This window comes from Mucilaginibacter sp. JRF (assembly GCF_015223065.1).
In the GTDB taxonomy this organism is placed as follows: Bacteria; Bacteroidota; Bacteroidia; order Sphingobacteriales; family Sphingobacteriaceae; genus Mucilaginibacter.
On sequence record NZ_JADFBY010000013.1, the window covers coordinates 63,852 to 86,109 of the forward strand.

General features: G+C 45.3%; 22 protein-coding genes and 1 tRNA gene. 14 read left to right on the forward strand and 9 right to left on the reverse strand.

Annotated elements, in window-relative coordinates; translation table 11 throughout:
• Positions 1 to 3: 3 nt before the first annotated feature.
• The 3 genes from IM792_RS20430 to IM792_RS20440 all read right to left on the reverse strand — a co-directional run bounded on the left by IM792_RS20430 (position 4) and on the right by IM792_RS20440 (position 5,168).
• Positions 4 to 3,183, reverse strand: a complete 3,180-nt coding sequence (locus IM792_RS20430; protein ID WP_194103775.1) for an efflux RND transporter permease subunit — start codon at positions 3,181 to 3,183, stop codon at positions 4 to 6.
• An 82-nt stretch (positions 3,184 to 3,265) separates the two neighbouring features.
• On the reverse strand, positions 3,266 to 4,447 hold the full coding sequence (locus IM792_RS20435; protein WP_194103776.1) for an efflux RND transporter periplasmic adaptor subunit: 1,182 nt from the start codon (positions 4,445 to 4,447) through the stop codon (positions 3,266 to 3,268).
• 121 nt (positions 4,448 to 4,568) lie between these two features.
• Positions 4,569 to 5,168 carry a TetR/AcrR family transcriptional regulator gene (locus tag IM792_RS20440; protein ID WP_194103777.1) on the reverse strand — a complete coding sequence of 200 codons (600 nt, stop codon included), beginning with the start codon at positions 5,166 to 5,168 and terminating at the stop codon, positions 4,569 to 4,571.
• Positions 5,169 to 5,382: 214 nt separating this feature from the next.
• Between IM792_RS20440 and IM792_RS20445 the strand changes: the two genes are divergently transcribed.
• From IM792_RS20445 to IM792_RS20455, 3 genes are all read left to right on the forward strand, one after another.
• On the forward strand, positions 5,383 to 6,693 hold the full coding sequence (locus tag IM792_RS20445) for a pitrilysin family protein (protein WP_194103778.1): 1,311 nt from the start codon (positions 5,383 to 5,385) through the stop codon (positions 6,691 to 6,693).
• A 4-nt stretch (positions 6,694 to 6,697) separates the two neighbouring features.
• Positions 6,698 to 8,089 (forward strand): pitrilysin family protein, encoded by a 1,392-nt coding sequence (locus IM792_RS20450; protein ID WP_194103779.1) that lies wholly within the window; start codon positions 6,698 to 6,700, stop codon positions 8,087 to 8,089.
• A gap of 78 nt (positions 8,090 to 8,167) precedes the next feature.
• Positions 8,168 to 8,240, forward strand: a tRNA-Lys gene (locus IM792_RS20455).
• An 85-nt stretch (positions 8,241 to 8,325) separates the two neighbouring features.
• Here the strand turns inward: IM792_RS20455 and IM792_RS20460 are convergent.
• On the reverse strand, positions 8,326 to 9,297 hold the full coding sequence (locus tag IM792_RS20460; RefSeq protein WP_194103780.1) for a hypothetical protein: 972 nt from the start codon (positions 9,295 to 9,297) through the stop codon (positions 8,326 to 8,328).
• Positions 9,298 to 9,535: 238 nt separating this feature from the next.
• Here IM792_RS20460 and IM792_RS20465 point away from each other — a divergent pair, with 238 nt between their 5' ends.
• Entirely contained in the window at positions 9,536 to 9,784 is a 249-nt protein-coding gene (locus tag IM792_RS20465) for a hypothetical protein (protein ID WP_194103781.1), read from the forward strand.
• 58 nt (positions 9,785 to 9,842) lie between these two features.
• On the opposite strand, the gene IM792_RS20470 is transcribed toward IM792_RS20465, so the two are convergent.
• The 4 genes from IM792_RS20470 to IM792_RS20485 are packed head-to-tail and all read right to left on the reverse strand — an operon-like array spanning position 9,843 to position 11,786.
• On the reverse strand, positions 9,843 to 10,334 hold the full coding sequence (locus tag IM792_RS20470) for a sel1 repeat family protein (protein ID WP_194103782.1): 492 nt from the start codon (positions 10,332 to 10,334) through the stop codon (positions 9,843 to 9,845).
• Between the two features lie 55 nt (positions 10,335 to 10,389).
• On the reverse strand, positions 10,390 to 10,536 hold the full coding sequence (locus IM792_RS20475; protein WP_194103783.1) for a hypothetical protein: 147 nt from the start codon (positions 10,534 to 10,536) through the stop codon (positions 10,390 to 10,392).
• Complete coding sequence (locus IM792_RS20480; RefSeq protein WP_194103784.1) at positions 10,537 to 11,022, reverse strand: hypothetical protein; 486 nt, start codon at positions 11,020 to 11,022, stop codon at positions 10,537 to 10,539.
• Between the two features lie 8 nt (positions 11,023 to 11,030).
• Positions 11,031 to 11,786 carry a GDSL-type esterase/lipase family protein gene (locus IM792_RS20485; protein WP_194103785.1) on the reverse strand — a complete coding sequence of 252 codons (756 nt, stop codon included), beginning with the start codon at positions 11,784 to 11,786 and terminating at the stop codon, positions 11,031 to 11,033.
• Positions 11,787 to 11,963: 177 nt separating this feature from the next.
• Here IM792_RS20485 and IM792_RS20490 point away from each other — a divergent pair, with 177 nt between their 5' ends.
• From IM792_RS20490 to IM792_RS20510, 5 genes are all read left to right on the forward strand, one after another.
• Positions 11,964 to 12,989 carry a histidine kinase gene (locus tag IM792_RS20490; RefSeq protein WP_194103786.1) on the forward strand — a complete coding sequence of 342 codons (1,026 nt, stop codon included), beginning with the start codon at positions 11,964 to 11,966 and terminating at the stop codon, positions 12,987 to 12,989.
• Positions 12,986 to 13,762 carry a LytTR family DNA-binding domain-containing protein gene (locus IM792_RS20495; protein ID WP_194103787.1) on the forward strand — a complete coding sequence of 259 codons (777 nt, stop codon included), beginning with the start codon at positions 12,986 to 12,988 and terminating at the stop codon, positions 13,760 to 13,762. The genes IM792_RS20490 and IM792_RS20495 overlap by 4 nt, the downstream gene beginning before the upstream one ends.
• A 134-nt stretch (positions 13,763 to 13,896) precedes the next feature.
• Positions 13,897 to 14,103 carry a hypothetical protein gene (locus IM792_RS20500; protein WP_194103788.1) on the forward strand — a complete coding sequence of 69 codons (207 nt, stop codon included), beginning with the start codon at positions 13,897 to 13,899 and terminating at the stop codon, positions 14,101 to 14,103.
• A 28-nt stretch (positions 14,104 to 14,131) separates the two neighbouring features.
• The gene (locus IM792_RS20505) at positions 14,132 to 14,506 is read left to right on the forward strand and encodes a hypothetical protein (RefSeq protein WP_194103789.1); all 375 of its coding nucleotides are present in this window, start codon (positions 14,132 to 14,134) and stop codon (positions 14,504 to 14,506) included.
• 5 nt (positions 14,507 to 14,511) lie between these two features.
• Positions 14,512 to 15,603 carry a serine hydrolase domain-containing protein gene (locus IM792_RS20510; RefSeq protein WP_194103790.1) on the forward strand — a complete coding sequence of 364 codons (1,092 nt, stop codon included), beginning with the start codon at positions 14,512 to 14,514 and terminating at the stop codon, positions 15,601 to 15,603.
• 95 nt (positions 15,604 to 15,698) lie between these two features.
• Here the strand turns inward: IM792_RS20510 and IM792_RS20515 are convergent, their stop codons facing one another.
• Entirely contained in the window at positions 15,699 to 16,397 is a 699-nt protein-coding gene (locus tag IM792_RS20515) for an adenylate/guanylate cyclase domain-containing protein (RefSeq protein WP_194103791.1), read from the reverse strand.
• Positions 16,398 to 16,751: 354 nt separating this feature from the next.
• On the opposite strand from IM792_RS20515, the gene IM792_RS20520 reads away from it, so the two are divergent.
• From IM792_RS20520 to IM792_RS20540, 5 genes are all read left to right on the forward strand, one after another.
• Positions 16,752 to 17,930: a glycoside hydrolase family 88 protein gene (locus IM792_RS20520; protein WP_194103792.1), complete on the forward strand. Its 1,179-nt coding sequence runs from the start codon at positions 16,752 to 16,754 to the stop codon at positions 17,928 to 17,930.
• 5 nt (positions 17,931 to 17,935) lie between these two features.
• A complete protein-coding gene (locus IM792_RS20525; RefSeq protein WP_194103793.1) occupies positions 17,936 to 19,117 on the forward strand; it encodes a DUF4861 domain-containing protein in 1,182 nt (393 codons plus the stop codon).
• Between the two features lie 37 nt (positions 19,118 to 19,154).
• Entirely contained in the window at positions 19,155 to 19,991 is an 837-nt protein-coding gene (kduI, locus tag IM792_RS20530) for a 5-dehydro-4-deoxy-D-glucuronate isomerase (protein ID WP_194103794.1), read from the forward strand.
• Between the two features lie 11 nt (positions 19,992 to 20,002).
• Positions 20,003 to 20,785, forward strand: coding sequence for a gluconate 5-dehydrogenase (locus IM792_RS20535; protein WP_194103795.1), 783 nt, complete (start codon positions 20,003 to 20,005; stop codon positions 20,783 to 20,785).
• Positions 20,786 to 20,877: 92 nt separating this feature from the next.
• Positions 20,878 to 22,257: an MFS transporter gene (locus IM792_RS20540; RefSeq protein WP_194103796.1), complete on the forward strand. Its 1,380-nt coding sequence runs from the start codon at positions 20,878 to 20,880 to the stop codon at positions 22,255 to 22,257.
• Position 22,258: the final 1 nt, after the last annotated feature.

Sequence of the window (22,258 nt, forward strand, 5' to 3'; positions counted from 1 at the left end):
AGATCAGGCGTTTTCAAGTTGTACTTCCTGGTGAGTTTTTACTTCGGTTTTCTTTTTACCGCCCAGTTTTTCCTGCAAGGCCTGGAAGATGACGAACAATACCGGGATAACAAATACACCCAGCACAACACCGGTAAGCATACCGCCTACGGCGCCCGCGCCAATACTGTGGTTACCCAGGGCTGATGCGCCTTTGGCCCTCATCAGCGGGATCAAACCTACGATGAACGCGAAAGAGGTCATCAATATCGGGCGAAGCCTTAATTGTGAAGCCTCTAAAGCGGCCTCAACCAGGCCCATACCTGCTTTACGGCGTTGAACGGCATATTCAACGATCAGGATGGCATTCTTGGCCAGCAAACCGATGAGCATGATCAAACACACCTGCACATAAATATTATTATCAATACCCAGCAGGTTGATGAACAGCATTACACCGAATATACCCAGCGGTATGGTGAGTATAACCGCCAGCGGCAATATATAACTCTCGTACTGAGCCGCTAACAGGAAGTACACGAATATCATACTCATCACAAAAATGAGCAGTATTTGCGAGCCTGCGTTGATCTCCTCACGGGTCATACCGGTCCACTCGTAACCAAAGCCGCGTGGCAGTGATTCCTTGGCCGTTTCTTCAACCGCTTTAATGGCATCACCTGTACTGTAGCCCGGTTTAGGCACACCGTTTATAGTTACGGCATTAAACAGGTTATTACGTGTTACCGTTTCGGGGCCGTAAACGCGTTTCAGTTTTACCACCGCGTTAACCGGTACCATTTCGCCTTGGGTATTTTTTACAAATATGTTGTTGAGCGATTGTGGGTTGTTACGATAAGCGGCATCGGCCTGTACCATTACACGGTAGTATTTACCAAAGCGGTTAAAATCGCTTACAAAGCTACTACCGTAGTACACTTGCAGGGTTTGCAGCAAATCCTTAACCTGTACACCCAGCTGGCGGGCCTTGGCATTATCAACATCAAGCTGATATTGCGGGTTACCGGCAGCAAATGTGGTAAAGGCATAAGCTATCTCCTTACGTTGCATCAAGGCACCTAAAAATGCCTTGGTGGTTGAGTCGAGCTTGCCCATGGTGCCGTTGGTTCTGTCCTGCAACATCATTTCAAAACCGTTTACGTTACCAAAACCCTGTACTGTAGGGAAGGTAAAGAAGAATGCGCTCGCGCCTTTAACCTGCGCGGCAACCTTTTGGGTCATCATGGCGGTTATCTGGTTCAGATCCTTCACCTCACCACGGTCATCCTCAGCCTTCATGCGGATAAAACCCGCACCGTATGATGATGCATTCGCGTTAGTGATAAAGTTCAAACCTTCAACCTGGTAGTGGTTTTTGGTGATCGGATCGTTCTTAACAATATCATCAATCTCCTTCATGGCCTTGCGGGTTTGCTCTAACGAGTTGCCCGGAGGGGTATTCACCGCGTAAAGCAGGAAGCCCTGATCCTCAGTTGGGATAAAGCCTGATGGTGTACGCTTGATCATGAAGAACGTAACCGCGGCTACCAATGCCAAACCTGACACAGCCACCCATTTACGTTTGATCAAAAATTTGATCGACTTGATATATTTATTGGTAAGCGCGTTGAAAGCGGTATTAAAGCCGGCAAAAAAGCGGGCCGCGAAACCTTTACGCTGTGCATGTCCATCCTCGCCCTCGGTAGCATGTGGGTTTTTAAGGAACAACGCGGTAAGCGCCGGACTAAGCGTTAAGGCGTTCAATGCCGATATCAAGATAGCGATAGCCAAAGTAAACGCGAACTGGCGATAGAATACACCCGCCGGGCCTTGCATAAAGCCCACCGGCACGAATACCGCCGCCATTACCAACGTAATGGATACGATAGCGCCCGATATTTCGCTCATGGATTCAATGGTTGCTGTTTTGGCATCCTGCCCCGTATGCTCCATCTTGGCGTGTACCGCCTCGACTACCACAATGGCGTCATCCACCACAATACCAATGGCCAGCACCAGCGCGAACAGCGTAAGCAGGTTGATACTGAACCCGAACAGCCCCATAAAGAAGAACGTACCGATAATAGCTACCGGAACGGCGATGGCAGGAATCAGTGTCGAGCGGAAATCCTGCAAGAAGATGAACACTACGATGAACACCAGTACAAAAGCTTCAATAAGCGTATGCTGTACCTGTTCGATCGAGGCATCCAAAAACTCTTTGGTGTTGTACATTACCACCGGCTCAATACCTTTTGGTAACGTGGTAGAGAATTCGTCAAGTAAACGTTTTGCTTCTGTTAAGATGTCGTTAGCGTTTGAGCCTGCTGTTTGGAATATTGCCACACCTGATGTTGGGCCACCATTCAACACACTGTTTGATGAATAGGTGTATGAGCCGAACTCAACACGGGCAACATCTTGCAAACGGATGGTTGAACCATCGGCATTGGCCTTGATCACGATGTTCTCGTAATCTTTTACCTTGTTCAGCTTGCCTTTGTATTTTAATACGTACTCAAAAACCTCTTTGCTGCTCTCGCCCATACGGCCCGGCGCGGCTTCCAGGCTTTGATCCTGAATGGCGTTGGTTACATCGGCCGGTGCCAGGTTGTAAGCTGTTAAACGATCAGGCTTTAACCATATACGCATCGAGTAATCGTGCGTACCAAATGGCTGTGCCTGGCCCACACCCGGGATACGTTGCAGCTGCGGTATCAGGTTGATCTTGATATAATTCTGTAAAAAGGTTTCGTTATACGATGTATCCTTACTGGCCAGCGCCACAAACATAATGATACTGTTTTGCACCTTTTGGGTTGATACACCGGTTTGTACGGCTTCTTGTGGTATCTGGCTCAGGGCTTTTGATACACGGTTCTGTACGTTAACGGCCGCAATATCCGGGTCGGTACCCTGTTTAAAGTAAACGTTCAGGGTCATTGAACCGTCGTTGCTTGAGTTTGAGGTCATGTAGGTCATGTTCTCAACACCGTTCACGGCTTCCTCAATAGGCGTAGCTACCGAACGTGCCACCACCTCGGCGTTAGCACCCGGATAAGAGGCGGTAACCTGCACCGTTGGCGGCGCGATATCCGGAAACTGCGTGATAGGCAAACCTACCAGCGATACTATCCCCAACAAGAGTAAAAGTATGGAGATAACAGTGGAAAGGACGGGCCTTTCTATAAACTTTTTAAGCATGATAATGGTATTAAGTACCTCCCGGCGCTTACCGGGAGATACAGTTAATAGGGTTTTATATATTAAGAATGAACCTTTTAGCTTATAACGATGCTGTTTTTTGCACGCTATCAGCCGTTATTATCTGCGGCTTGATCACCACACCATCGCGTAGCCTGTCAATACCTTTGTAAACTATCTTATCGCCGGCTTTAAGGCCTTTTGATACCAGGTAGAAGTGGCCGCTTGTGCCGGTAACCGTTAGTGGTGTACCTACAACTTTATTGCTATCGGTTAAAGCGTAAACAAACACTTTATCCTGCAACTCAAAGGTAGCCTCCTGCGGTACCAGTAGCGAGTTGGCGCTGATGCTTGGTATACGTATTTTACCGGTGTTACCTGAGCGCAGCAAACCGCTGTTATTTGCAAATGTAGCCCTGAAGCTGATGGTACCATTTGTTTTATCAAACTGACCTTTAGCTAACTCCACCTTACCTTTTTGCGGGTAGGTAGTATTATCGGCTAACAAAAGCTCAACTTCCGGCAGGTGCTTTATTTTGGCTTCGATGGTGCTGCCCGCGTATTGCTCCTTAAAGTTGATAAAGTCAACCTCGCTCATGGTAAAGTAAGCGTGTACGGCCTTGTTTTCAGACAGTACAGTAAGCGGATCAACCTGACCCTTACCTACCAGGCTACCTGTTTTAAAAGGTATGCTACCTACATAACCATCAGCCGGCGCGGTAACGTTAGTGTAGTTTAAGTTGATCTTAGCTGACTCTGCCTGTGCTTGCGCCTGGGCTACATTGGCTTTAGCCGCGTTATAGGCCGCTTTTGCCGAGCGTAGCTGCACATCAGACACTACATTGTTTTCAACCAGCGGAGTAAGCTTTGATACATTGATAGATGCGTTTTCTAAAGCCGCCTGTGCCGATAATAGCATGGCGTTGGCTGTATTATACTGCTCGCGGAAAGGGCGTGCATCTATTTTGAACAATGGCTGACCTTTTTTTACAATGGCGCCTTCGTCAACATAAATAGCCTCCAGGTAACCATCCACCTGCGGGCGGATCTCGATATCGCGGTTGCCTTCAAGTGATGCCGTATACTCAGTATAGGTAGTAACCGGTTTGCTCTCAATAGCTACAACCGGAAGCTCCTGCGGTGGAGGGGCACCTCCTCCTGCTGTTGATGAGTTACAACTGCTATATAATACCAAGGCTGCAATGGACACAAACAGTGGCACATTTTGCCTTATTGAAAGGATAGATCTGCTTAGCGTTTTCATATGATTTATTTGTTTAGCGTGTGTGAAAATACTTGATGATAATAGATTGTTTATTAAATGTTTAAACATTGTTATATTTCCTAACAGTGTTAGGTATTGATCGAAAAAATTTTAGATTGCGCTACAGCAAATTTTTTGTGAAGCCTGCTATGGCATCATCTAAAACCAATTTGTTAAGCTCATCGTCAATGGAGGAGTTGCCGACGATCTTGATCGATATTAAACCGTGCATCACTGACCAGAATGTGTGGTATTTTAAACAGGAGTTTATGTCAGTTCGATTACCTTTTTTGATGAGTGCCTCAATAGGCTCCATCACCAATGCCCTGAATTTTTCCTGCTCGGGCATTGCCTTGCTTATTTCGCAACACTGCATGCCTATGCCAAACATTAACTGGTAAAGTTGTACGTTATTGATGCCGAAGTACCAGTAAGCATCAGCCATAGCCCTGATCTGTTCTGCCGGATCAACATGCGCGTCTTTCGCTTCGATGATCTTTTTAGAAAGGATACGAAAACCCTTTTTTGCAAATTCAAGGTAGATGGCTTCCTTATTTTCAAAATGGTCATAAATTACAGGCACACTGTACTCAATGGCATCGGCTATTTTACGGATAGATAAAGCATTCCATCCATCCTTTTCAACCATTTGCCATGCAGCACAAATTATATCATGCTTCACTTCTTCCTTCTGCCGCTGCCTGCGCTCTAAAATTCCCATTGTGTTATAATGTACAACCTAACAGTGTTAGCAAAGGTAACATTGTTTGAATTGATTATGCAAGTGTTTATCATGGCAAGATAGTGTTTATTATAATGGTGTGACAAATGAAGCGCAACTTTTAACAAATCGGTACCAATTTGAGGGTATTTGTTAACACATATATAATTTTAAACGCCAAGCATTTATATTGCACAACTATTTAACCGACTTCATGAAACGATTTTTACCCGCTGTTCTGATGGCCATTAGTTCGTTTGCTTTCGCGCAAAGCAAACCGGCCGATGTGAACACCTTTACCCTTGCCAACGGCATGAAATTTTTGGTGATGGAAGATAACTCCATACCCAACGCCAACATGTACCTGTTTTACCGCGTAGGCTCGCGCAACGAGTATCCGGGCATAACAGGCCTCTCCCACTTTTTTGAGCACATGATGTTCAACGGTTCAAAAAAATTCGGCCCTAAACAGTTTGATAATACCATGGAGTTTAACGGCGGAGCCAACAACGCCTATACCACGCAAAACGTTACGGTATATACCGACTGGTTCCCGGCATCGGCCATGGAAACCATGTTCGACCTGGAGAGCGACCGCATAGCCCACCTCACCATCGACCCAAAGATGGTACAGAGCGAGCGCGGTGTGGTATCGTCAGAAAAAAGCACGGGATTGGAAAATAGTCCGTGGGAGCAGTTGAGCGAACTCATTTACTCAACCGCCTTTACCGAGCACTCTTACCACTGGCCGGTTATTGGCTACCAAACCGATATTGACAACTGGACCAAGGAAGATCTGGAACGTTACTTCCGCACGTACTATGCGCCTAATAACTGCGTGGTAGTAATATGCGGTAACGTAAAAACAGCCGACGTTAAAAAACTGGCTGATAAATATATGGCACCAATCCCAGCACAACCCGCACCTCCGGTGGTTCACCTGAAAGAGCCTGAGCAGTTGGGTGAGCGCCGTGTGGAATTTAAAAAAGACCTGCCTGTACCATACCTGCTAATGGGCTACCATACCCCTGCTGCCCGCGATAGTGATTACTATGCCCTGAGCATATTAAGCGATATTTTATCGAGCGGTAATTCATCAAGGTTGTATTCATCTGTGGTTGATAAAAAACAATTGGCCACTAACATATTTTCGAGTTTTGACGAAAGCTTTGATCCGGGTTTGTTTATGATATACGGCGTGGTTGCCAAAGCATCAAACGAAACAGCGGTTGAAAAGGCTATTGATGAGGAGATCAGCAAGATCATTAACCAGGGTGTTACCGAACGCGAGCTGCAAAAGGTAAAGAACCAAAAGCTGGTGCAGCTTTACAAGCAGTTGGAAACCATCAACGGCAAGGCAAACTCATTAGGTACATACGAACTGTTTTTTGGCGACTATAAGAAACTGTTTGATGCCCCTGCCGAATTTAACAAGGTTACCGCCGCTGATATTAAACGCGTGGCAGCCAAGTATCTTAAACAAACCAACCGCACTATTGGCGTAGCCAAATCAACCGTAAAATAACCCCATGAGAACGATATTTAAACACACTATATGCGCGTTGCTGTTATTAACGGCAACATTTACGGCCCATGCGCAATCGGCATTTAAGGTGCCGCCATACCAAAAATTCACACTGCCTAACGGCCTTACCGTTTACCTGATGGAACAGCACGAAATACCGTTGATCAGCGTATCGGCTGTATTGCCCGCGGGCGCCATTTATGATGGTGATAAGCATGGCCTGGCATCATTAACCGCCGCCGGCTTACAGTACGGCACCAAAAGCTTTACCAAGAACCAGATAGAGGAAGAACTGGACTTTGTTGGCGCCGACCTTAACAGTTACGCCACCAAGGAATATGCTTCGCTAAGCGCCAAGTTCGCTGCCAAGAATACCGACAAGGTTTTGGCCATTGTGAGCGAGGTTTTAACCGCGCCAAGTTTCCCCGCCGCTGAGTTTGACAAGGAAAAGGAGCGTGTACTGGCCCGCCTGGATCAGGCTAAACAAAGCCCCCGCCAGGTGATCAATGCTTATTGGGATAACTTTATTTATGGCAGCCATGTGTACAGCAACAGTACCAGCGGCAGCCCGGCAACCGTGGGCAAACTTACCGCCGCCGACCTGAAAGCGTTTTACAGCAACAACTACATTCCGCAACGCTCGGCAATTGCTGTGGTGGGCGATTTTAAGGCCGCCGACATGAAGCAAAAGCTGACCAAATACTTCGGCAAGTGGAACAATAAGGGTGCCGCGCAAATTAGCGTACCTACCACCGTTACCGCCCCTACCGAAGCCCGCGTGCTGTTGGTTAACAAGGATGATGCCCGCGAAACCACCTTTTTAATTGGCGGCCTCGGCATTAAGCGCGACAACCCCGACTATGTAGCCATAGATGTAGTAAACACCCTGTTTGGCGCACGCTTTACCTCGATGCTGAACGATGAGCTGCGTGTAAACTCAGGCCTTACCTATGGTGCTCGCAGCAGCTTTAATCCGCTGAAAAATTCAGGTACTTTTTATATTTCGACATTTACGGCTACCAAAACTACCGAGGCGGCTATTGATAAAGCGCTTGAAGTATTGAACCGCCTGCACGAAAAAGGACTGGATGAAAAATCGCTTACCTCGGCCAAAAATTATGTAAAGGGGTTATTTCCGCCGAAATATGAAACCTCGGGGCAGTTAGCCGACCTGCTGACGCAGATGTTTTGGTATGGCTTCAACGAATCGTACATTAATGATTTTCAGGCCAATGTTGACAAGCTCGACCTTGCCCGCTCAAAGGAGATCATTGCCAAATACTTCCCGAAAGATAAGCTGCAATTTGTGCTGGTAGGCAAATCGGCCGATATAAAAAAGATAGCCGAGAAATACGGCAAAGTCACCGAAAAGCAAATTAAGGCCGACGGTTTTTAACATTGCCTTAAATTTTAAGAAATAAATCGTTTATTTGCGGTGCCCAAAAAATCGGGCACCCTCATAAATATTTATGACGACTCCGTAGCTCAGTTGGTAGAGCAACAGACTCTTAATCTGTGGGTCCTGAGTTCGAGCCTCAGCGGGGTCACAAAAAAAGCGCGATACTTATCAAAGTATCGCGCTTTTTTATTTTCCACTTCTCGCTGTAATACAGCAAGATTAGACATCAACTATTAAAAATCAATAGTTTGTGGCGCATTCCAGGTGCTATCTACGCTTGCAGTAAAGCCCGATGTTTGCGTTGAGAACAGGTATCCCGTGTAAATGTATTGCTTGTTCGATTGAACATCCAATATGCTATACATATCCTGCGGATCTTCAATTCTTTTGCTGCCTAATAAAACATTGTTGGCATCAAAGGCCTCTAACTGCGGGTTTTGATAACCACTGTGCGGCCATACAAATATGGAGAACTCAACGTTAGTTTGCCCTTTATCGCTTTGTTTTACATTAATTGTTTGCACTCTTTCATCCCAGCCTACTGAGTCGGCACCGTTATATGCAGGGCCTTCAGCAACCAGGTCATAAGCCGGAACGGCATTTAAAACAGTAAACACTGCTTTACTCATATTATTTGGTATTACATCCTTTAGTTTAAATGTTATCATACCCACAATACGCTTTAAAACAACACTTTCAGTTTGAGGACCGGTTACATCAATTTCAAGCTTTTTAGCGAAGGTGTCGCCAAACTTATTGTCGGTAAAGCTTAGTGCCGGGTGATAGGTACCTTCAACAACATCCACATAAGAGTTTGATACATAATAATCGGGCGATTTTGAACCCACAAAGAAGATAGTGTAATGCCCGTTAGCCAATGAATCCTGAATGGTGCCAAAATCACTATCGGTAGATGCTTGATCGATCTTTTTTACAAACTTCAATGAGTCCGCATCGCCTTTGTAAACATAGTAGCTGAAATACTTAATAACATCTGATAGTGCGGCAGTTCTCATCTTACCTGTGCCATTGGTTGATAAGCCTTTGGTTTCGGCAGTAAAGCCTGTTAAGTTGAAGCCCACGGCATACACCTTTCCGTTGCTATTGTTAACATTGTTAGTGTCAGTTCGTGGGTTGGCGTTTTCTTTTTTGCACGCAAAAAAAGTCATGGTGAGGCAGATCGCCATAAACAATTGTTTTTTCATAAGTGATAAAAATTTAAATATGTAAAGGTTTAAAATTAGCAGATGCTGTCGTGGGGATCGACCATACAATATTAACCTTATGGTATATCATATTTCCACACAAGAAAACATTGTATACATTTCTGTGAATATTTAACAGAAAAGACAATTCACTGTAATTCAGTTAACTTAGACAATATGACATTTGGGCAAAATGATGTTGTTACATCTTCTCACTTTTTAAGTAAATTGCAGTAATATGATTACAGATTTTGAATTGGAAGAAATTGAAGCACGCTGTGCAAACGCCAGCCCCGGCCCCTGGAAAGCTTACATTGAAGGCAGGGACCATGAAAGCGGTTCAGATTTTATAATGACCGGTTCAGACGAGGATATTGAGATGCTTGGGGCAACAGTGGCTGATTATGATTTTATCGCGAATGCAAAACAGGATATTCCACGTTTAGTGGCGGAGATTAGAAGGCTACGTAATGAACTGATAAAATAAGCTCCTACTTGTCGTATAGAGAAGATACGCTATGCCATAACTCCTATCTTGTGTAGGACTAATGACAGTTTTCCTGATGCTTCCACTTCTGCTTGTAATCTTCTATTAGTTTCATACCTGTTTCAAGCTGCTCAGGTTTAAGATGGCTTTTGATCACATATCTTGCACTGGTTGCTCTTTGAGATGGCAAATACTCTGCTGCAAGCATAGCCCAGAGATATGCTTTAATTAGAGAGTCATCTTCACCTGCACCCATTAAATTAACTGCCAAAGGCCCCATTGCATTAACTTGTTTTTGTTCGGCTGCAAGTTGCAACCAATGTCTCGCAACAGAATCGTTACGCGTGACGGATAAGCCATATTGGTATGAAAATCCGATAACATACTGAGCTAAGCAATTCCCTTGTTCGGCATAGGGTTTTAACGTATTGAATGATGTCTCATAATCTTTAGCATCAAAAGCTTTCAAGCCTTGGTCAAACTTAGATTGAGCAAAGGAAAAAGCACAGTATATTAGTGTTAAGGAAAGGGTAAGTAGTATTTGTTTCATTATTTAATTACTTGCTGCAATATAGCAATCTTCTCCCCTGCTTCCTCAAACAGGATTATTTACCCTTACCATTAACTAATAAACTAACCTGCACTAATGTTCCGTCTGGCTGATATTCATAAATTTTCCGTTTAAGGCTATCGGCAAATATCCAGCTATCAGTCACAATAGCCAAAGCTTTTATTGCGTATCGTAAAATCATCTACATTAAAAAGGTTTGAATGTACAAATTTTTAGCAGTAGGATTTTCACACGCTCGATCCAATAACTCCTGCCGTTCATTTTCATATTTACGCTTATCAAACAAGTACAAAAAGAAACAAGGCACAATATTTTTATCACTGTAACTTTCTACAATACCCTTACACTCTTGTTCTGTAAAATCGTCTTGGAATAATCTATACCTGAAATAACGTTGCCAAAAGTGAGCTTCAACACTATCAGGATAAAGTGATATGCCTTTTTCAATAATATCGAAGCATTTTTCAAAGCCAATTAAACTCCATTCATCCGGAATGTTATTAGGAATATTAAACTCTATATGCTCGCAAGCAAATTCCCAATAAATAAATGCAAGGTTGATATAGCATTCCAAAGGAGCCAAAGCGTTGGCAGATATACATTTTTCGTACTCTTTAACCGCCGCGATATACTCTTTATTAATATCTTTTTTAATAGCCTCTAACATAACTTCAATTACACCAACCCCAACCCCTTAGTCGCTTTCAACCATTCGCGGGCCATTAATTCGTGGCCGGCGGGCATGGGGTGTACGCCGTCCCATATCCAGTAGTCGGCGGGAGCTTTCTTCAAGGCATCATTAAAGGCTTGTTGGTAGGGCACAAATATGGCCTTAAATTCGGTGGCCAGTTTTTTGGCTATTTCGGCACGTTTGGCTGTTTCGGTGTTCCATTGGTCCCACATTTTGTTCACCTTGCCGGTGTGCAGCACAAAGGGTTCGCCTATCACCAGCTTTACATTGGGCAGGGCTTCGGTGGTTTGTTTTAGCAGGTTGCGGTAATCAGTTTCAAAGTTATCGGCAGTAAAGCCTTCTTGTCCGCGCAGCATGGCCAGTACATCGTTCACGCCTACCAGTATGCTCAGTATGTCGGGTTTAATGTCTAAAGTATCAGTTTGCCAGCGTTTGGCCAGATCAACCACCTTGTTACCACTTACGCCACGATTAAAAAAATGAAACTTACGCTCCGGGTGGTCAAACCACAAACGGCTCGATATCAGGTACGCGTAGCCATGCCCCATCACGTGATTCCAGTCGTTATCACGGGTACGGTTGCCATCCGTTATCGAATCGCCCTGAAAAAGAATGTTCAAATCAGTAGGTAGCTTATCGGCCGGGGTTATATCATCAGCCTTAAGCAGTGAGGGCATACCTGCCGCGGCAGTAAATAAAGCAGTGGTTTTCAGGAATGAACGACGTGAACTGGCGCACATATTTTTAAGTATTAGTTATAGTTGAACAAAGCGCGAAATATACATTTTTAATTTAACCACAATATAACCTACCATGTTATGCTTTGATGATGTATCGGCATACATTTCAACAGCCAATTTTGCAGCTTCGCCCTATATTTTAGCGCCATTATGCAAGTTATTGTATTATTTTAGGGCATGAACAAAACCGAAAAACGCATCAGCCTGTACAGTGCTTTGCTTATCGCGCTTTTGTTTTCGGCAGTGCGGTTGCTTGCCGCCCGCAACACCATTGTTGCCCAATACTGGCGGTTTGATGCTATGGAGGTTCTGTTTCAGTTCACTACCATTGGCGCGTACTGTTACCTGCTGTTCATACTGCACCTTACCCCCGGCCGTTACCTCTCGGCCCTGCGCGAGCAGAAGCGATATTTTAGCTACATACTATTCACCCTTTTGCTGTTTTTAGGTTGCCTGATAATATGCGATATTTTGCAATACAGGCTATTTACCGAGAACCATCACTTTAGGCGGGTATTATGGATACGCAATTTCAGCAGGTTCATGTTCAGTACCATGCTGTCGGGCATCATTATTAAAATTATGTTGTTGCTACGCGATGGCAGGCGGCGCGAACGGGATAATCAGCAGTTGCGCAATGCCTACCTGGTAGCCGAATTGGAATTATTGAAAGAGCAGATCAATCCGCATTTTTTGTTCAACTCGCTGAGCAGTCTTTCGGCATTGGTTAAGGAGAACAGCGGCATGGCGCAGCAGTATATTAACCACCTGGCTAAGGTGTTCAGGTACGCGCTTAATAAACCCGGTACAACGCTGGTTACCCTTGGCAACGAGCTTGACACCCTGGCATCATACGCCGAGCTGATAAAAATGCGGCTCGAAGATGCCTTCATCCTGAAAATAGAGGTACCGGCAAATTATCTGAACTATAAAATACCGCACCTATCTCTGCAACCCCTGCTCGAAAATGCCTGCAAGCATAATGCCGCCACAAGCAAAAGACCATTAACGGTAAGTATCGAAATCACTGACGATCAGCTTACCATAAGTAATAACCTGCAACCTGTGGCTTTCAGCGGTGAGCATAGCACCGGCATTGGCCTGTATAACCTTGCCGAACGTTACCGCATCATGATGCAAACCGAAATAGTTATCGAAAAAACTGACCGGCAATTTATTGTAAAACTACCCTTAACTAAATGAACACGCCCCTAAATATAGTTATAGTTGAAGATGAACCCGTTATAGCCCGCGAACTGGCCCGGTTGCTCACGCAGATAGATACCGGTATAAACATTACCACTGTGCTTAATTCGGTTGAGGAGGCTACGGACTGGTTCCTGAAAAACGCGGATGCTTATCATTTGATATTTATGGATATCAGGTTAAGTGATGGCCTGTCGTTCAGTATATTTAAAAATGTGGCTATTACCCGCCCGGTGATATTTGTAACCTCTTATAATGATTACGCCCTCGATGCCTTTAAGAACAACGGTATTGATTATATACTGAAACCCTTTGATGAGCAGGAGATCAGTCGCGCATTAACAAAATACCGGCAGCTTACCGGCCAGCAGCAGGCACCTGCGATATCAATAGATAATTTATTGCAGCAGATTGGTCAGTTAAACAAGGCTTACAAAAAATCGTTCCTGGTACATTATCGCAATAAACTGTTACCGCTTGAAACGGCATGCATAGCCTGGTTTTATACCGCTAACGAAATGGTGTATGCCCAAACTGATGATAACAGCCGTTACACTATCGACCAAACCATAGAACAGTTAATGCAGCAGCTCGACCCCGAGATATTTTTCAGGGCTAACCGCCAGTTTATTGTTCAGCGAAAGTTTATACAGGAGGTTGAATTCTTTTTTAACGGCCGATTTTTGGTCAGGATAACACCCGAACCACCCGAACGTATACTCATCAGCAAAGCGCGCGTAGCTGAATTTAAGGAGTGGATGAACCGCTGATGGTATACCAGCTTCACACTTCATCGGCATTCCAGGTAACTTCGCCCGCCTATGTTGCTGTTTTACCCGCAATGCTGATGCCTATAGCGGTTTTACATCGTCATACCATCAATATTAACTTAAATTTTTATTGTATGAAAAAGATGATCCTGATGCTGGCAGTAGTTATGCTGAGCAGCATCACCCTAAAAGCCCAGCATGTGCATGTTGTACACCGGGTAACCACCACACGCGTAGTAGCAGTAAGGCCGGTAGTAGTTCGGCCGGTGCGTACGGTGGTGGTGAGGCCTGTAGTTGTAGCACGCCCGGCTGTAGTCCGTACACGAGTAATTGTCCATTAATTTCACTGACCTTACATTTTTACCCATTATGAAAAATACGATCATTTTAGCGCTGTTCATCTTATTTACAGCAGCCATACCGGCAAAGGCACAAAACAAAAAGCTAAACGCCGAGCAAAAAACCGAATTAAAACAACGCTTTGAGGATTATCGCGCCAGGCTTAACCTCAACCCAATACAAGCAACCGAGGTTCGCGCTATTGATTCGGCGTACCTGATGGGTTTGGCTGAACTTAAAAAGTCGTCATCGGGCAAATTTGCCAAGCTTAAAAAATTCAAGGGCATAAGTGCCGATAGGGATAAGAAGATGAAGGGCGTATTGAACGACACTCAGTACAAGCAATACCTCGAGTTTAAGGAGGAGATGAAACAGGAATTAAAGGAAATGAACCAAAAGCAGTAAGCACCATGAAAAAATTATTATTGCCATTACTGCTGCTATCAGCCGCCCTTATATTTTTATCGTGCAGTGATCATGATGACCCGCAGATACCGCCAGGGTCAACCGGGGCTTATGACTTCGCCACTGTAGATCGTTACTTGCAGGATAACCTGGCCGCTTACAATAACCACGTGGTTGTGCTCATTAAAAAAGATGGCCAGCTGATATACAAAAAAGAGATCGGCATGACCGATAGAGCCGTACTGCCTATAGCTTCGGCCTCCAAATGGCTGTCGGCCTCGGTAATTATGTCGTTGGTTGATGAGCATAAACTATCGCTGGATGATAGCATCGGTAAATTCCTGCCGATGTTCAGTGCACACAACAAGGGGAAGATCACCATTCGCCAGTTATTTAGCCATACGGCAGGTTTTGGTGGCGATGAAGGGTCGGACGAGTTGCGCGACAAATATGAATATCAGCCTGATATGACGCTGGCGCAGGCCGTTGATTCCATAGCCGTTTATACCCCGCTGATCAATCAACCCGGTAAAGCCTTTAACTACGGCAGCACCAGCATGCAAATTGGCGGACGGATAGCCGAGGTGGTATCGGGCAAATCATGGCAGACACTGTTCAACGAAAAGATAGGCACACCATGCAACATGAGCGTAGCCTATTTAAAAATGAGCACAGCCAATCCGCTTATAGCTGGCGGCGCACGAACCAGCGCGGGCGATTATCTTAACTTTTTGGAGATGATAGTGAACAAGGGCACTTATAACGGCAAGCAGGTACTCAGCGCCGAAGCTGTTAAACTGATGACGACCGACCAAACCAAAGGCGCCGAAATTCAGGGTACGCCATACCCGTCAAATCCATTTACGCCCTACCCTATGCCCCAGATACGCTACGGGATGGGCAACTGGCTTGATGTGGTTGATGGCTCGGGCAATGTGCTGGAGAGCAGCAGCCCCGGGTTATTTGGCGCCCACCCCTGGCAGGATTCAAAGCATCACTTAACAGGTATTATATTTACACGTACCCGCCCTAAAAAAAGCAATACCGTAAGCCTTAAAATAAGGCAAATGATACGCGATATTGTAAGCAAAGGATAAGTGAATAAACACATAAATGAAAAGGCCTGAATATTCAGGCCTTTTCTGTTTAACTATATAATATATTAATCACAGTACTTTAATAAACTGTCTGATCAACCGGCTATGGCCAGCAAATAATCCAGATCTGATGATGATTGTGGTAACAAATTGCCACTGTTGTAAGGTTTACCGGCTAAACGTATTTGCTGCCCGTGCGATATACCTTGCAGGCGAATGGTTTGCTGATCAAATTGAACCTCACCTGTTTCGATGTGTTTGTAAGCATCCTCTGATATCAGCATATCATTATTCAGCTCCTTGGTTTTAGCTTGCAGGCGCGATGCTATGTTTACCGGCAAACCCATTACTGATAATTGCGCGGCACCATCCAACCCAAACTCGCCAACAAATACTTTACCTGAGTGAATGCCCACCCCTACCTCTAACGGGTTACCATAATACGGTATGGCATAAGCCTCGTTAAACAGCTCAACAGTTTGAAACATGGTTTTGGCAGCCTGGTAAGCATTATTCACGGAGTCGCGCAGGTTATTTTGCAGGCCGAATACGGCATACAGGTTATCGCCCGCTACTTCAACCACACGACCACTAAAGTTTTTGGTTATCTGATTAAAACCGGTGAACAAGCGCCTCACCACCTGAATTACGGCCTGCGCGTTCTGCGATTCCATTAGTCCGGTAAAATTGCGTATATCCAGAAACAGGATGGCAAGCTCCTGCTCGTTATCGTTTGATGGAGGAATTACTGCCGGGCAGCCTCCTTGTAATGCTAAGTTGAGATAGTTTTCCATAACCGTGATATTGCTGTTTTTACCGTTGTAGACGCAAACCTCAGCAAAACATTTTATACAAACTGATACATTTTTGAAGCATGATACCACGTTGACGCAAAACAGACAATTGCATGGCAAATGCGATTAAACCAATTGATTATAGGCGGTTGTACACAAATAACCCAGCATGGTTGCTGATAATAAAAGCAATCCGTACATTGCCAATAATTGCGTGCAAACGCCATACCCTGATTATTTACCTATAGAAAGGCCGTTAGGCAAGACAAACTAATTCAATAAATGCGCTATCGCGTTGCGCGATGGTTGCGGTGCAGTGTGTAGAGTGTTATTTGAACTAAACCAATTTCTGCAATGATAAAAACGCTATCAGCAACATTAATGCTTACCCTTGCCATTACCGGATGCAAAAACCGCGATGAGGTTAATAAGACACCCGAGGATGTGCTTAAGGCGGCAGTAAAACAATATGATTATCTGGCCAAGCAGGTTGAACCGGGTGCCTATCCAAAAACTTATCACGCTACAAAAAAACGATTGGAAACCAGTAAATCCGACTGGTGGTGCAGCGGCTTTTTTCCGGGTACATTGCTGTTGCTTGATGAAGCGCAGGGCGCCCCGCAGCTAAAGGAAAAAGCGCTGGCCGTTATGGATGATCTGAAACGGGAGCAATATAATACCTCAACGCACGATCTGGGTTTTATGATGTATTGCAGCTTTGGTACTGCCGAACGCCTCAACCCGAAAAAGGAATATGAGGATGTACTGATGCAAAGCGCCAAATCATTAATAACACGATACAATAAGGCGGCAAAGTGCATTCAATCATGGGATACTAACAATGCCGGCGAAATGCCCGTGATCATTGACAATATGATGAACCTGGAGCTACTATTCTGGGCAAGCAAATTCAGTGGCGATAGTACGTATAAAAACATCGCCATAACTCATGCCAATACCACCATCAAAAACCATTTCAGGCCCGATTATAGCTCGTACCATGTGGTGGTTTACAATAATAAAACCGGCGAGGTAGTTAAACGCAAAACCGCGCAGGGCGCCGCCGATAATTCATCATGGGCGCGAGGGCAGGCCTGGGGACTGTATGGCTACACGGTAATGTATCGCGAAACTAAGGACAGCACTTATCTGTCACAAGCCAACCATATTGCCAACTACATACTCACCTACGCTACCATGCCCCAAAACCTGATACCTTATTGGGATTATCAGGCACCAGGCATACCTAACGCCCTGCACGATTCATCTGCCGGGGCTATCACCGCGTCGGCATTGATAGAATTAAGCGGGTATGTTGATAAGGCCTTATCGACCAAATATCTCGAAGCGGCAAAAACCATTATCACCGCCCTGTCAAGCCCTCAATATTTTGCCGAACAGGGTACCAATGGCGGCTTTTTGCTAAAGCATGGTGTAGGCAGCATGCCCGACAAAAGTGAGATAGATGTACCCCTAACCTACGGGGATTATTATTTTGTGGAAGCGCTAATGCGTTATAAAAAAGTGAAATAGTGTTTATGAAGATATCATCCTGTTTATTATTTATTTGCGCGTCTGCCTTTACGCTGGCACAAGCGGCTTCGGCACAAACCATTGGTATAAGTGTAAGTAATTCGCTGGCCTTTGATCGTGATGAAGTGGTTAGCATTGATGCCAAAAAGCTGACGAAGTTTTTGAAGGGCAAGCAGCAAAAAAACATCCGCGTAAAAAACAACAAAACCGGCTATACTGAGCCTTTACAATGGGTTGATCTGGATAATGACGGCAAGCCCGATGAACTGCTATTCGTAGCCAAAGTGCCCGCCAGTGGCAACACCTTATATACCTTATTGTTGGATGCAGCCAGCGCTCAGCCGGAGAGCAAACTGATAGCCTACTCACGCTTTGTACCCGAACGCACTGATGATTACGCCTGGGAGAATGACCGTGTAGCCTTCCGCACCTATGGCCCTGATGCGCAACGCCGTATTGAGCAGCATCAGCCAAACGGAACTTTAACCAGCGGTATCGACCTTTGGTTAAAACGTACTACCGAACCTGTTATCAACAAATGGTATAAGGGATATTTAACCGATCCGGGTTTTTACCATACCGATCATGGTGAGGGGTACGATCCTTACCAGGTAGGGCCAAGCCGCGGCACAGGCGGCACAGGTGTTTGGCAGGATGATAGCGTGCTGGTATCAAAAAACTTTGTAAGCTACAAAACCATAGCCACAGGCCCTTTACGTACCATTTTTGAGTTGACTTATGCCCCTTACAGCGATTACGAGGTAAAGGAAACCAAACGCATATCGCTTGATGTGGGTAGCAATTTCAGCAGGTTTGAGGTAAGTTATACTTCGCAAAAGCCGGTGCCAAACTATGCCGTGGGCATCACGCTGCATAAAAACGAGGGGCAAACAAATATTGACGAACAAGCAGGCATTTTTGCCCATCATGAAAGTATTGACGGCGTTTATTTGGGCGAAGGCATCGTCATCAACCCTAAAACTCTATTAAAAGCCTTTGACCATAAAAGTAAAACACCCGATCAAAGCAATCTGCTGGTGCTTACCAAACCATCAGCCAAGCTAATTTACTATGCCGGTTTCGCGTGGCAAAAAAGCGGGCACGTTCAAAACAATACCGATTGGGAAGCCATGCTTAAACGACAAGCTGAGATAGTAGCGAATCCGCTGACGGTGAACGTTAAATAACATCCACACAAAAAATCATCTACATAAACTTATATACATGACCATTTCAGAATTCAGATACGCGCATCATCCCGAAGATGTAAAAACATACACCACCGAGAAACTGCGCGAACATTTTTTGATACCTACCCTTTTTGAGAACGATACCATTCGCTTGGTGTATACCATGTACGACAGATACATTGTTGGCGGGGCTTTCCCGGTAAGCAAACCACTGGTGCTCGAAACCATTGATGAGCTTAAGGCCGATTATTTTTTAGAACGCCGCGAACTGGGCATTATCAATGTAGGCGGTAAAGGCACCGTAAAGGTAGATGGCATAGCGTACGAACTTGATAAAAAAGAAGCCCTATATGTAGGCAAAGGCGCTAAAGAGGTGGTATTTGAAAAAACAACCGGTGAGCAGCCATACTTCTACATCAATTCGGCACCGGCGCATCATGCCTATCCAACACAAAAGGTAAGTAAAAATGATGCCGAGGTTATTGAACTTGGCGATCAAAAAACAGCCAACCGCCGTACCCTCAACAAACTGATAGTTAATAGCATTGTAAAAACTTGTCAGCTACAAATGGGCCTTACTGAACTGCACGAGGGCAACGTTTGGAACACCATGCCGGCACACACCCACACCCGCCGTATGGAGGCTTATTTTTATTTTGATTTGGCAGCGGGGCAAACTGTAAGCCACTTTATGGGGCAACCGCAGGAAACAAGGCATATTTTTATGCAGAGCCACCAGGCGGTTATTAGTCCGGAGTGGAGTATACACTCGGGTTGCGGTACCAGTAATTACTCGTTTATATGGGGTATGGCCGGCGAAAATCTGGATTATGGCGATATGGATGCTGTAGCGACTGATGGTTTAAAGTAATATACAAGCTTATGGAACTATTCAGTTTAAAAGGAAAAACAGCCGTTATAACCGGGGGCACACATGGCTTAGGCATGGCCATGGCCGAGGGCTTAGCTATGGCCGGGGCAAAGTTGATCATCACCAGTACCACCCCTGCCAAACTTGAGGATGCTCTGACCCATTATAAAGCACAGGGCTATGAGGCATCGGGATATATTTTTGATGTTACCGATGAAACCGCCGCTACCGAAAACGTGGCCAAAATGGAGGCAGAGCACGGCTCTATAGATATACTGGTAAACAACGCGGGCATTATAAAACGGGTATTGGCTGTTGATATGCCTATTGAGGATTTTAGGCGCGTAATAGATGTTGACCTTGTGGGCGCCTTTATTATGAGCCGACAGGTTGCCAAGGGCATGATTGCCCGCCGTAGCGGTAAGATCATCAACATATGCTCGATGATGAGCGAACTGGGCCGTACCAATGTTACCGCTTACGCCGCCGCCAAAGGCGGACTAAAAATGCTTACCCGCAATTTGGCTACCGAGTGGGCTCCGTATAATATTCAAGTTAATGGCATTGGCCCCGGCTATTATGCTACCACCCAAACCGCGCCAATACGTGTTGATGGCAACCCTTTTAACGAGTTTATAATAAGCCGCACACCGGCAGGCCGCTGGGGTGATCCGCAGGATCTGGCGGGCACTGCTATCTTCCTGGCATCCGGGGCGAGCAACTTTATAAACGGGCAAATAATTTACGTTGATGGCGGCCTGCTGGCTACCATTGGCAAACCCGCTAACGAATAATATTTTATAACACCAATACTATCAAGCTAAATGACTTAATACATCAACATAAAACCCAAATACCAAAACCAATTATAAACTAAAACATACCTATGCATCAAACCGCTGTTAAACCGGCCGGTAAATACCGGTGGACGATCTGCGCGCTACTGTTTGTGGCTACTACCATTAATTATTTAGACAGGCAGGTACTTAGCCTGTTGCAACCTTACCTTGAGGAGCAATTTAAATGGACTAATACCGACTATGCCAATATTACCGCTGTATTTCAGTTCGCCTACGCGTTAAGCATGCTGTTTGCCGGGCGCATTGTTGATTGGCTGGATACTAAATGGGGTTATGGCTGGGCTATTATTTTATGGTCGTTAGCGGCAATGGTGCACGCATTATCAATACAAATTGGCGAGGGGGTTACGGCGCTGTTGGGTTGGGCGGGCATATCGCTTTTTTCGGTATCGGTAACGGGTTTTATTGTGAGCCGCACGCTGTTAGCCTTTGGCGAGGCGGGTAACTTTCCGGCTGCTATCAAGGCCATTGCCGAGTACTTCCCGAAAAAAGAACGGTCATTCGCTACAGGTATATTTAACTCGGGCGCTAACATTGGCGCTGTACTGGCTCCGCTTACCATCCCGTGGATATACGCTAACTGGGGTTGGGAGTCGGCATTTATAATTGTTGGCGGTTGCGGTTTTTTATGGTTGATATTCTGGCTGATATTTTATGAAAAACCCGAGCGGCAAAAACGCCTCAGCCTTGCCGAACTCGAATACATTAACAGCGACCGCGAAATTCAACTCGACCAGGTACAACCCGCTGCCGCCGAACGTAAGATCACCTGGATGAGGCTTTTGGGTTATAAGCAAACCTGGGCGTTCATCTTCGGTAAAATGCTTACTGATGGTATTTTTTGGTTCTTTTTGTTTTGGCTGCCTGCCTATCTTAAAGCTCAATACAATATTGTTGGCGAGGGTGTTATGATACCCCTGGCCACCGTTTATTCATTAAGCATGATAGGCAGCATCACCGGCGGGTGGCTGCCCATGCACTTTATTAAAAAGGGCTATAATGTTTTTGAGGGACGCGTTAAAGCCATGTTCATTATTGCCTTATTCCCGCTGGCTATTTTGGCGGCACAACCACTGGGTGATATTTCTTACTGGATACCTATTTTACTCATCGGCATAGGCGCGGCAGCCCACCAGGCCTGGAGCGCCAACATTTTCACTACCGTTAGCGATATGTTCCCTAAAAGGGCCATAGGTTCCGTAGTGGGTATGGGCGGCATGGCCGGTGGGCTGGGCGGCGTGTTCGTATCAAAAATTAGCGGCGCTTTGTTTGATCATTATAAAGAGCTTGGCCATATCGAAACCGGGTATACCATTGTGTTCACCGTATCGGCCATGGCATACTTAATAGCCTGGAGCCTGATAAAACTACTTGTACCTAAATATAAACCCGTGGTGCTTGATTAAT